General features: G+C 41.3%; 20 protein-coding genes and 1 pseudogene. 17 read left to right on the forward strand and 4 right to left on the reverse strand.

What is annotated here, in order from left to right; genetic code table 11:
- Position 1 precedes the first annotated feature (1 nt).
- The 3 genes from STRDD10_RS07775 to STRDD10_RS07785 are packed head-to-tail and all read right to left on the reverse strand — an operon-like array spanning position 2 to position 2,094.
- Positions 2-790, reverse strand: a complete 789-nt coding sequence (locus tag STRDD10_RS07775; protein WP_067194701.1) for a DUF1828 domain-containing protein — start codon at positions 788-790, stop codon at positions 2-4.
- Positions 783-1,247 carry a DUF6978 family protein gene (locus STRDD10_RS07780; RefSeq protein WP_067194704.1) on the reverse strand — a complete coding sequence of 155 codons (465 nt, stop codon included), beginning with the start codon at positions 1,245-1,247 and terminating at the stop codon, positions 783-785. Before STRDD10_RS07780 ends, STRDD10_RS07775 begins: the two co-directional genes overlap by 8 nt.
- A 37-nt stretch (positions 1,248-1,284) precedes the next feature.
- Positions 1,285-2,094, reverse strand: coding sequence for a LexA family transcriptional regulator (locus STRDD10_RS07785; protein WP_082782070.1), 810 nt, complete (start codon positions 2,092-2,094; stop codon positions 1,285-1,287).
- A gap of 364 nt (positions 2,095-2,458) precedes the next feature.
- On the opposite strand from STRDD10_RS07785, the gene STRDD10_RS11180 reads away from it, so the two are divergent.
- Both STRDD10_RS11180 and STRDD10_RS11760 read left to right on the forward strand, forming a co-directional pair.
- On the forward strand, positions 2,459-2,617 hold the full coding sequence (locus STRDD10_RS11180; protein WP_197458319.1) for a hypothetical protein: 159 nt from the start codon (positions 2,459-2,461) through the stop codon (positions 2,615-2,617).
- A gap of 11 nt (positions 2,618-2,628) precedes the next feature.
- Positions 2,629-2,763 carry a hypothetical protein gene (locus STRDD10_RS11760; protein WP_269450123.1) on the forward strand — a complete coding sequence of 45 codons (135 nt, stop codon included), beginning with the start codon at positions 2,629-2,631 and terminating at the stop codon, positions 2,761-2,763.
- A 14-nt stretch (positions 2,764-2,777) separates the two neighbouring features.
- Here STRDD10_RS11760 and STRDD10_RS07790 read toward each other — a convergent pair whose 3' ends face one another.
- Entirely contained in the window at positions 2,778-3,083 is a 306-nt protein-coding gene (locus STRDD10_RS07790; protein ID WP_067194707.1) for a hypothetical protein, read from the reverse strand.
- A gap of 182 nt (positions 3,084-3,265) precedes the next feature.
- Between STRDD10_RS07790 and STRDD10_RS10570 the strand changes: the two genes are divergently transcribed.
- The 15 genes and pseudogenes from STRDD10_RS10570 to STRDD10_RS07850 all read left to right on the forward strand — a co-directional run bounded on the left by STRDD10_RS10570 (position 3,266) and on the right by STRDD10_RS07850 (position 10,346).
- A complete protein-coding gene (locus STRDD10_RS10570) occupies positions 3,266-3,454 on the forward strand; it encodes a helix-turn-helix domain-containing protein (RefSeq protein WP_082782071.1) in 189 nt (62 codons plus the stop codon).
- 21 nt (positions 3,455-3,475) lie between these two features.
- The gene (locus STRDD10_RS07795; RefSeq protein ID WP_067194765.1) at positions 3,476-3,673 is read left to right on the forward strand and encodes a helix-turn-helix transcriptional regulator; all 198 of its coding nucleotides are present in this window, start codon (positions 3,476-3,478) and stop codon (positions 3,671-3,673) included.
- A gap of 28 nt (positions 3,674-3,701) precedes the next feature.
- Positions 3,702-4,493 (forward strand): phage replisome organizer N-terminal domain-containing protein, encoded by a 792-nt coding sequence (locus tag STRDD10_RS07800; RefSeq protein WP_082782072.1) that lies wholly within the window; start codon positions 3,702-3,704, stop codon positions 4,491-4,493.
- A gap of 11 nt (positions 4,494-4,504) precedes the next feature.
- Positions 4,505-5,317, forward strand: a complete 813-nt coding sequence (locus STRDD10_RS07805; protein WP_067194710.1) for an ATP-binding protein — start codon at positions 4,505-4,507, stop codon at positions 5,315-5,317.
- A 231-nt stretch (positions 5,318-5,548) separates the two neighbouring features.
- A complete protein-coding gene (locus STRDD10_RS07810; protein WP_067194713.1) occupies positions 5,549-5,833 on the forward strand; it encodes a helix-turn-helix transcriptional regulator in 285 nt (94 codons plus the stop codon).
- Between the two features lie 15 nt (positions 5,834-5,848).
- Complete coding sequence (locus STRDD10_RS07815; protein ID WP_067194716.1) at positions 5,849-6,091, forward strand: hypothetical protein; 243 nt, start codon at positions 5,849-5,851, stop codon at positions 6,089-6,091.
- An 8-nt stretch (positions 6,092-6,099) separates the two neighbouring features.
- Positions 6,100-6,849, forward strand: a complete 750-nt coding sequence (locus tag STRDD10_RS07820) for a DNA-methyltransferase (protein ID WP_067194719.1) — start codon at positions 6,100-6,102, stop codon at positions 6,847-6,849.
- A 57-nt stretch (positions 6,850-6,906) separates the two neighbouring features.
- On the forward strand, positions 6,907-7,053 hold the full coding sequence (locus STRDD10_RS10930) for a hypothetical protein (RefSeq protein ID WP_156468630.1): 147 nt from the start codon (positions 6,907-6,909) through the stop codon (positions 7,051-7,053).
- Complete coding sequence (locus tag STRDD10_RS10935) at positions 7,053-7,205, forward strand: hypothetical protein (RefSeq protein ID WP_156468631.1); 153 nt, start codon at positions 7,053-7,055, stop codon at positions 7,203-7,205. The genes STRDD10_RS10930 and STRDD10_RS10935 overlap by 1 nt, the downstream gene beginning before the upstream one ends.
- A gap of 102 nt (positions 7,206-7,307) precedes the next feature.
- Positions 7,308-7,487: a hypothetical protein gene (locus tag STRDD10_RS07825; RefSeq protein ID WP_067194722.1), complete on the forward strand. Its 180-nt coding sequence runs from the start codon at positions 7,308-7,310 to the stop codon at positions 7,485-7,487.
- 117 nt (positions 7,488-7,604) lie between these two features.
- Complete coding sequence (locus STRDD10_RS07830) at positions 7,605-8,462, forward strand: recombinase RecT (RefSeq protein WP_067194725.1); 858 nt, start codon at positions 7,605-7,607, stop codon at positions 8,460-8,462.
- A 3-nt stretch (positions 8,463-8,465) separates the two neighbouring features.
- A complete protein-coding gene (locus STRDD10_RS07835; RefSeq protein WP_067194727.1) occupies positions 8,466-9,296 on the forward strand; it encodes a PD-(D/E)XK nuclease-like domain-containing protein in 831 nt (276 codons plus the stop codon).
- A gap of 129 nt (positions 9,297-9,425) precedes the next feature.
- A pseudogene (locus STRDD10_RS11620) lies at positions 9,426-9,626 on the forward strand (helix-turn-helix transcriptional regulator); the annotation flags it as partial.
- A gap of 160 nt (positions 9,627-9,786) precedes the next feature.
- Positions 9,787-10,179, forward strand: a complete 393-nt coding sequence (locus STRDD10_RS07845) for a RusA family crossover junction endodeoxyribonuclease (RefSeq protein WP_231853393.1) — start codon at positions 9,787-9,789, stop codon at positions 10,177-10,179.
- Complete coding sequence (locus STRDD10_RS07850) at positions 10,167-10,346, forward strand: hypothetical protein (protein ID WP_067194733.1); 180 nt, start codon at positions 10,167-10,169, stop codon at positions 10,344-10,346. The genes STRDD10_RS07845 and STRDD10_RS07850 overlap by 13 nt, the downstream gene beginning before the upstream one ends.
- The last annotated feature ends 9 nt before the right edge of the window (positions 10,347-10,355 follow it).

Genomic DNA, 10,355 nt, shown 5'->3' on the forward strand with positions numbered 1-10,355 from the left:
GTTATGCTAGATTTGAAAGTATTTCTTTTTGTTTTAGGAATTTCTGGTGAGGTAGTAGTAGGATTTTATCTTTGCTATTTTCTTCAAAGATTGCTTTGGTTTCAGCTAGTTTATCGAATCTGTGATGCGTGTCGTCTATGAGGGCGATATACTCAGCATTATTTTTATGGTTTTGAAGAATACGTGTGTCCATGGCTAGGAGTTTTGCACGATTAAGGTCGTTTCCGTTGGAGATGGTTCTTACGAGTTTTTCTGTTTTTCGGGTAGGAATGGCGAAGTCAAACTGAACAGTGATGCCTTCTTTTCCTGAGAAAGAAGGGCGACGTGTGAAGAGGATCTCCCGTTCGTTGAGGATTTGTTCGACTTCATCATGGAAGATATTTTTTACGCTTTTATCCTGTAATACTATCATGTCATTAACTTGCATGATGGTTTGAAGGAGGCGTTGTTTGGCAAGTGGGAACTTCTCAATGCTAGTCGTTATGCAAAGCTCGTTGTCCTCTACTCGTGTACCAAGATTGGTGACAATGGTGTTGAGGATGTTATTTTTGTGTGGGGTGCGGCCGTTTAAAACCACACCGTGGCTTTTGAGGTTGTCAATGGTCCAGCCGTCATCACTGAGGGTTACACGACCGTCTGTTAGAAACTCTGCATAAAGAATAATATAATCAAAGTCGTTATCAAGAAATGGTGTGCTAATCTCTACGGTGTGGTTATCTAGGTCTGTGAAATGGTATTCTTTCAGCAACCAGTCGAAGTAAGTTTTTTTGAGGGTGCTTGATTTACTCATTTTCTGACTCCTTTTGTATATTTGTGTAGTTGACGAACTCTGAAAATACGTCGACTATCTGTGTAATGTTTGGGAAGTCAGAGTTTGCAAGAGGGATCGCTATGCGGTCTCTTTTTTCATATCTGTTGGAATAAATATGGATATGACTTCCTGTGATAATCGTCCCGTCTGGATTTTCGTGGCGGTTCGATGGATGGATATCTACTCGGACGATATGGTCGGTAAATTCTTTTAGTCTCAGATGGATGCTGAAACGTTCGGCGTTATGTTTTCCTCTGAAAATATGGAGGATATACTGAATATCGTCATCGTCTATAATGGTTTCATCTATATCTATTTTACCAAACATACTTGCAATTGTGTTATATATCTTATCGTATGATAGGTAGTTTTTAGGGTGTTTTATTCTACGGATAATCTCTTGTACGTCTACGTCTGTTAAGTTCGTGTAATCCATTTCTTTGTCCTTTCTAAACTAGTCGAATTCGACTAGTTTACTCCCCCTTATACACCCCAACAACTGCATAGATCTTGATGTGGGTGTCTTCTACTGGTGGGAAGTCTAGGATGATATCTTCGTACTTGTCATTGAGCGACACTAGGCGTAAGCGACCATTTTCGGTATAGATCTTTTTGAAGTAAGAACGGTCTTCGTACGCGATAACTGCTAGGTCTCCACTATAGGTTGTCAGTCCTTTGTCTACCAAATAGAGGATATCTCCGTCTTGGTAGTCAGGCTCCATGGAATCACCGTTTACCTTGGTCGCTATATCGTGACGTGGTGGTTGTTCGTCCACCTCTATAGTCTCTCTGTCTGTATCGTCGTAGCCGAATCCATAGTTAAATCCACAAGCTGCTGCCGTCTCAGAAACAACCTCAACTTGATACCAGTTGATAACTTCCTCTGATACTTCGTTTTTCTTTGTTTCTTCTTCGTTTTTCTGTCGGTAGGTTTCCTTGTCTCTCTTTTGCCCCTCCAGAAGCTCCTCAGAAGTCCGTAGGACGATTTTTTTGTTTGGGGTGGTTAACTGTACCACTGTGTCGTTTATCTGCTGGGTGAGGAGGTCGAGTGTGGGAGTGGAGGAATAGGCTTCAACTAAATCTGATTTCTCCACATTAAAATAATTTGCCATCAGCTCAATTTTATCTATGCGTGGATATGTTTTAGCATTCACCCAATCAAGAACTGTAGAATATTTAAAATTCATCAAGGCAGCAAAATCTTTTACATTCAAACCCAATCTATCCAAATGTCTTCTTATATTTCCAGCCATTATTTCTTTGTTTCCAAGTGAACTTTTCATATTATTTTACCTTCTTTCGTACCTTAATTATAACGGAAAAACCGTGTTTTTGTCAAAAGATATTAAAAAAATAAAAAATCTTTGTTTTTGTGTTGACAAACACGGTTAAACCGTGTTATAATTAAATCAAGGTTGAGGTAGTCAACCAAATAAAAGAGGAGGTACAGCCAATGAGGCGACAGGAACGAAGACCTAAAAAAAGAGAATTCGGCTTAAAAATCCAAATTCTCTGGTTCAAAATCGAGTTCCATTACTCAATAGAGTGGTAGGAACTTAAGGGGCTGACCTAAAGCCCCTCCCCTTTAGGGGGACACTGTCATTATATCACATAGGCTGTATCTCCTGCAAGAAAAAGGAGAAACATATGGATTGGAAAAAATTCTTGTTTGGCAACTTTGACTATGAAAAAACAGGTCAAGATGGTCGCAGTCAGACTTTCATTAACATCAAAGGTGGTCTGCTTCCGTCAATCCTAGTATGGGGTGGCTTGATCGGTCTAGTCTTGTATTTGATTTTTAGATAGGAGGTGGGGGGATGACACCATTGGAAATACTGGAAGAAATTTATAAAACCAAGTCTTACGACTATGTGCAAGGATTGTTAGCAGGCGTACAAGGTTCGGTTCTTATCTTGCAGAAGGAATTAGAAAAAGCGTCAAATAAAAATTGACGCTCCCTAAAAAACTAACCTAGGTTTTTTAAATTTTTAAGATTTTCTAGGTCAATTTCACCAGTCATTGCTTTTTCTAACAGAGTGAACATGAAATTAGCAGTAGAGTTGGTTAGCTCTGCTTGAGAAGTTGTTTCTGCTTGTGCTTTAAGAACATCAATTTGGCTTTGAGTATTTTCTTTTAGCATTTGAAATTCGTGCTCATGTTGTTCCTTGAGTTTTGCTATTTCAGATTTGCTTTGTTTTAAGGCTAGCAAGTAAGTAGCAATACTTGAAATGACAGCAGGGATTGTTGAAATTAGTAATTGGTTCCAATCCATATTTCCACCTCCTTTCTTTAGTTATTTGACAACACATAAGTGAAATTAATTGGTAGTTAAAGTTGGCTTACATGTTTGTCATAGCTATTATATCTCTTTAATTGCTAAAAATCAAGATATAGTATAGTAAAGAAATAAAAATCAAGAAAGGCACAATATGTTGTGTATGATAGGTTTAAATCATGCTTTGGGAAAAGATAAAACCATATCTGACGGAGAGAGGTTGGACAAGTTATCGCTTGGCTAAGGAAAGTGGCTTGGCTACGAGTTTAATCTATAATCTGGAACATGGCAAGAACAGGAATACGTCGTTTGATACAATGTGCAAAATCGCTGACGCTTTGGACGTCAGCTTGGATGAATTTAGATAAGGAGGTGAGAAGGTGCAGAAGATGACGTTGAAAATGCTACGTGTAAGAGCTAATCTTAGCCAAGAAGAAGCGGCAAAAAAGCTTGATATATCGCCATCGACATTGAGCAAGTGGGAGCACGGTAAGAGTTTCCCGGATGTACCAAACATTTCAAAAATTGAAGAATTGTATGATACAACGTATAGCAATATTATTTTTTTGTCCGACAACACGGTTTAACCGTGTTTGAATAGATGAAAGGAGAAAGATGGCAATTAGTAACAGACGATACTTTTGGATTCAATTAAATCAAGACTTTTTCAAGTCAAAGGAGATGAAATTACTTCGTAAGATTGCTGGTGGAGATACACATACAATTATCTATCTCAAAATGATGCTTATCAGTCTAGAAGATAAAGGACGAATTTACTACGATGGGCTCGCTGAAAGTCTAGCAGAGGAAATCGCTCTTATGATTGATGAAAATGTTGAAGATATCAAAATTACCTTACTTTTTCTTGAGAGCAAAGGATTGTTAACAAAACAATCTGAAAATACCTATTTTTTAGAACAGGTTCCTGAAATGGTAGGTAGTGAAACCGCAAGCGCCCGTAGGGTTCGCAAGCACCGAGAGAGTCAAAAGGTGTTACATTGTAACACCGAAGTAACAAACCGTAACGGAGATATAGATATAGATATAGATATAGAGAAAGAGATAGATATAGAGACAGACTCTTTCGACGTCATCGTCAAATCCTATCAATCTCGTATCGGTGTCTTGGACGGAATCCAATTTGAGCAAATAAAAGACTTTGTAACGCTGGACGGTATGGAAGTAGAGGTTGTTCTAAGAGCGATTGAGCTTTCAGCAGACAATGGCAAGCGGAGCTTTAGCTATATCAAAGGAATCCTGACCAATTGGAAAAATGATGGCATCTTGACGCTTGCAGCAGTTGAAGAACGAGAGCGCAAGTTCAAAGAAAATAAGAAGACCCAATCCACAACCTCAGGCACTGTCCGAGCCGTTCGGCAGGTCTATGATGATCCGTTGCCGTTTTAGAAAGGGGAGGTATGGAACGTCTTGGATTTGAACCGCTTCACTATGTGAACGAAAAGGAAATGTGTCCGAAGCATTCCTGCTTTATGTGGACTTTTAAGAATCCAGTGAGAGCCACGAACCGCAAGGAACCTTATCAGCCGACCTACTGCCCTGAATGCGTCCGGGAGGATATGGCAAGGGAGCAGGCGGAGAAGGTCGGAAAAGCCTATATCTCCTCTATCTTGAGCAATACCTTTGAGGTGCTGGGGAGAAACAGCCTCATGTCAAGCGACATGAAAGAAGCGAGCTTTAGCACTTTCACGGTGTCCAATAGTACAGATGAGCAGTCTAAAAGCTTCGCTCTACGAGTTGTGAGGCATTACTTTAACGATGGGCGAGGGAATGCGGTTATCGTTGGCAAGCCTGGTCGCGGAAAGACTCATCTGGCGATTGCGATTGCTAAGAAGTTGAATATCGACTTCAAGGCCAATAACAATCCTAAGAGTGTGCTTTTCATGAATGTACCTGCTATGTTTCAAAAAATCCAGAGTGGGTTTAATCGAAAGGATGCACGAACCACGGATGAATGGCTGGAGCTACTGAAAAAAGTCGACTACTTGGTGTTAGACGACTTTGGTAAGGGCGATCAGTCCCAGTGGAAGCAGGATTTCATGTATAACTTGCTGGACGCAAGAGACAAGACCATCGTGACCACGAATCTAAGTGGGGAGGATATGCAAAAGGTATTTGACTCTAGTCTGGTCAGTCGTCTGGCCAAGGGCACTAAGGGTCTGACCTTTAGGTATCCAGATAGTGCAGAAGATAGGAGGACATTACCGTTTTGACAAGAGAAGAACAGATAGCAACGTTTGAAGCGAACCATTACAAGTTATCAAGCTTATTAAAAGAGCGGTTGCTGCAAACAAGCGACGAATGCTTCGCAAACAAGATGAATGAGCTGAACTACTATGCAGTAAACGGCAGTGTTTACACGTTTGCGAGATAAAAAAAGTACCTGACGGCAATCAGGCACTTACTAAAATAACTAACTGAATTATAACACGAAAGGGGAAAAAATGGAAGAGGGTCTTATTCTGAGTTTTGTGAAAAAAATCATGGATGGAGTAAGGGTGTCTTTGATAGAGATTAGCCAGATGTTTGATATCGAGAAGGCTTTGCCTTTGGAGTTGAATCAGCAACAGGTGATGAAGATGCTGGGCTGTTCTACAACTACGTTTGATAGATATACACAGTATACAGATTTCCCAAAGATTGACAGAGGAAGAGGGACGCAATTGCGTTATCCAAGAGATGCGGTTCGTGAGTGGTATAACGCAAACTGGCAACGGTTTGGAATGTAGAAAGGAAAAATAAACATGGAAGAAATTGTATCAATGGGTCTTGTCGGAATTGGCTTTGCGGTAGCTGTTATCGCTGAAATGAGAAAGAGCGTGAAAGCAAAGCAAGAGAAGATGTTGGAAGAGCAGAAACGAGTTGAGCCTTGGGTTCGGCATCAAGAAATGATAGATCGTGCTTGTCGTGAACGTGCTGAACGTCCTGAAAACTTTCAGGCTTGCAAAGTGCCGGGTGTGGAAGATGAATGGCGTGTGTTTGTGTGAGGTGGAGTATGAAGTACGAGTTATTCAATGACCACTTTGAGAACGCTAAGCGATATCAGATACCGAGGGCTCAGCTGATTATTGCAGATATCCCTTATAATCTGGGGAACAACGCCTATGCCTCCGACCCTCGCTGGTATGAGGATGGGAACAACAAGAACGGTGAGAGCAAATTGGCTGGTAGGTCTTTCTTTGATACGGATAACGACTTTAAGATCAATAACTTCTTTGATTTTTGTAGTCGTTTGCTCAAGAAAGAACCGAAGGAGCGAGGAAAAGCTCCTGCTATGATTGTCTTTCATGCTTGGCAACAGCGGGATATGGTGATTGCCTGTGGTAAAAAACATGGTTTTAACAATGCCTATCCGCTGTACTTTACCAAGAAATCGAGTCCGCAGGTACTCAAGGCAAATATGAAAATCGTGGGAGCGGTGGAAGAGGCGACGGTCCTCTACCGTGATAAGTTGCCTAAATTTAACAACAGAGGGGCGATGGTTTTGAACCATGCCCCGTGGGAAAAGGATAGTTCTTATCCGACTATCCACCCGACTCAGAAGCCTATCCCAGTCTTGAAGCGATTGATTGAAATCTTTACGGATGAGGGGGATGTGGTGATTGACCCTGTGGCTGGCAGTGGCTCTACGATTAGGGCTGCTATCGAGATGAATCGTAGTGCGTATGGTTTTGAAATCAAGAAAGATTTTTACAAGAAGGCGCAGGAACAGATGTTGTCCACCTTTCAGACCAGTTTGTTTTAGTGAAGTTGGTCGGCAGATGACGATTTTAGACTTTTTAGAAAAGCGTGAGGTAACACTATGAAAACAAAGTGTGAGCGCGAATACAATCAGCTCTGGGAGCGTGTTAGTCTGGCAGAGCGTGATGAAATCCTTGACAGCTTTCTCTATGGAGAGCGCTGGGCTTGGGTGAAAAAGGTGCAGGAAGTGAAAGCGAGGAATGCTTAATGACGGTGACAGATTTAGAAAATAGGGTACTGCCTCACTTGACGAACGGGGCTAGGTTGCAACTAAAGCGAAAGCGTCTGGTTGATAAGGTCTTGTATCTCAAGGAGCTGGCGAGGTATCGGGATAGGCTGGTGGAAAATGGGACCATTTGACTATGACGACGGACTTTCGACTGAGCCGAATTTTGAATCGGTACATGATGAAAGCGAATGGGTGTTCGTTAACAATCGTTGGGTTTACGTAGGAGACGATATATGATTGAAATCGAAGATGCGTGTTACTGGCGTGAAAAATATCTAAGCGGCATAGACGATATCAACTTTCTGGTTGAAGAGTTGAATAAAAAAGACCGGATAATCAAACGGCAGTCAAATGCTATCAAGTCGCTTGAGAGTGAACTAAGAAATTACAAGATAAACAAGCGTAAGCGATAAACCTCTTAAAATCGTTTCTGAGCGATTTTAGTAAACAGGTATATAAAATATCGAACTTGACTATAAAATACACGAGAGACCCCAAATATTGCGAAATAGGGGGATAGGAGGATGAGAATGGCAAACGAATTAACACATAAACAATTTTTTAACTCGCCAGCAGTAAAACAGAAATTTGCTGAGGTGGTTAATGGAAACGGACAACAATTTGTAGCGAGCTTGCTGAGTGTGGTTCAAAATAACAATTTACTTGCTAAGGCTTCGAATGAAAGCATCATGACATCAGCTATGAAGGCGGCAGTTTTGAATCTACCAATTGAGCCAAGCTTAGGTTATGCGTACATTGTCCCTTACAAAAATCAAGCGCAGTTTCAAATCGGCTATAAGGGGCTTATCCAGCTAGCACAACGGAGCGGGCAAGTAACACGTTTGAATGCTGGGGAAATCTACGAGAGCCAATTTAGAGGGTTTAACCCTCTAACGGAGGATTTGGAGGTTGATATGACGGCAATGCCAAAAGCGAAAGAAAAAGTCGTTGGATACTTTGCTTTTATGCGGTTGGCAAATGGTTTTGAAAAGACCGTCTTTTGGACCAAGGAGCGAGTGGAGGCTCACGGAAAGAAATATAGCCAATCATTTTCAAGTAAATACAGTCCTTGGCAGTCTGATTTTGATGCTATGGCAAGAAAAACGGTGTTGAAACACATGCTTTCAACCTATGCACCTCTATCCACGGATTTACAGGATGCGATTGTAGCAGATAACGAAGATAGCACTGTTTCAGAGAACAAGGAAATTAAGGACGTTACTCAAGAAAATGCTGATACCTTAGATGGTTTTCTAGGGGCGCCTGAGGAAGAAACGCAAGATACCAGCTACCCAGCAGAAGAAATTCCTGATTTTGACGAGGAAACAGGGGAAATTGCGGAAGAAATGAGCTTCTTTGAGGGAAATACAACAAATATTAGAGAGTAGATTATGAAAGAATTAACGCAGGAAAATTACTACTCTGACAAAGAGTATTTGACCAACTCACGCTTTAAGCAGTACCAACAATGCCAAGCCAAGGCTTACGCTATGGAGAATGGCGAGTGGAAGGAGGAGCGAGACGAGACCCCCCTTCTTCTTGGCAACTATGTTCATAGCTACTTTGAAAGCAAGGAAGCTCATGAAGCTTTTTTAGCCGAAAATGGCGCAAAAATCCTAGCGAAATCTGGAAAAAACAAAGGGAAATTAAAGACGGAGTTTGTTATTGGCGACAAGATGATTGCGAGCTTGAAAGATGATGAAGGTTTCAACAGGCTTTATCACGGTTATGCTTCTGATGATGTGCGTAAAGAGCTGATTGTCTACGGTGAAATTGAAGGTGTCCCCGTTAAAGGGAAGTTGGATAGTATTAATCTGAGCCGTGGTTATTTTGTAGATTTAAAGACCATGAAATCTATCTATTCTGACGAATGGAGTGCAGAGCTTAAGAAACGAGTTCCGGCATCTGTTAACAACATTTTAGGTTTTGGTTACCATGGTCAACTTGGTTTGTATCGTGAGTTACTGAAACAAATGACTGGACAAAATTTCAGACCAATCATTGTAGCGGTCAGCAAGGAAGCTGTACCAGATAAGGACATTATCCGAATTGATGAGAATTGGCTTGAAGAAGGCCTAGAAGCTATCAAGGCGGATATCGTGAAGGTTTGGAAGGTTGCGACAGGTCAGCAAGAACCCAAAAAATGTGGTCGTTGCGATTATTGCCGAAGCAAAAAGAAACTTGATCAGGTTATGAGTCTGGATGACTTGATTAACATGTAAAAACCAACGTGCCGTGAACCACGAAAAAAGCGAACTAGAAAATGCGTCAAACTTGGACGAATGACGCAAAGAATTTCACTCACGCTTGCTTTGCTCACAAATTGGCAGGCGTGGGAATTTGGTAAAGATATGGACTTAAAAAATAGACTTAAAGAATTAAGACAAGAAAAAAAGCTAACTCAACAAGAGTTAGCCGATGAAATGGGAGTTGCAAAACTTACTATTCTACGTTGGGAAAAAGGCGATCGCCAAATCAAACCAGAAAAAGCCCAACAACTAGCCGAATACTTCGGGGTAAGCGTTGGGGATTTGTTGGGGTATGAAAGCAACCCATTGGAACGACTGGAAAGCTTTGTTGATGAACTAAAGGAGCACAAGGACTTGTTAGGAGTTCTGGATTGGTATACAGTTTTTGATTTAGCTAATGACATTCTTGCGATAGCAAGCGTAGAAAAAGCTAGATGGTTAGAGAGGTTGGATGCAGGAGAGATTGATTCTTAAATTTGAATTAGACAGAAAGCAGATGATTAATGCGAATGACCGTCTGCATTTCCAAAAGAAAGGGAAAATCACAAAATACTTGCGAGGCTTGGCTTGTTATCAAAGCATGGATTTGGTGTGTGAGGCTGACGGCTTGCCATTTTCCAAAGACAGGCCCTGTATCGTCAAGGTAACGACCTATTCCCCAACTAGACGGAAATACGACCCGCCGAACTGGTCACCAACGGTAAAAGCGATTTTAGATGGTCTCACGGACGCTGGTGTTTGGGTTGATGATAATTATGAAATCATCAAGACGACTAGCTTTTCGCATGGTGGACTTTCTGGGAGCAAACTCTGGAAAATTATTTTGGAAATCGAGGAAATGCCATGGACGAGTTAATCGAGCATTATAAAAAAGTGATTGCAGACTACGAGCGAGCGCTGAATGATGATGATTACTATATGAAACGCTATGGTCTTCATGGCAAGGTGATTGGTTCGGTGCAAAGAGACTGGATTAGGCGAAAGAAGAAAGAAGCGGAAAAACGAGTGGAGGAGTTGGGATGACGGAAAAAA

This window comes from Streptococcus sp. DD10, from assembly GCF_001578805.1.
Lineage (GTDB): Bacteria > Bacillota > Bacilli > Lactobacillales > Streptococcaceae > Streptococcus.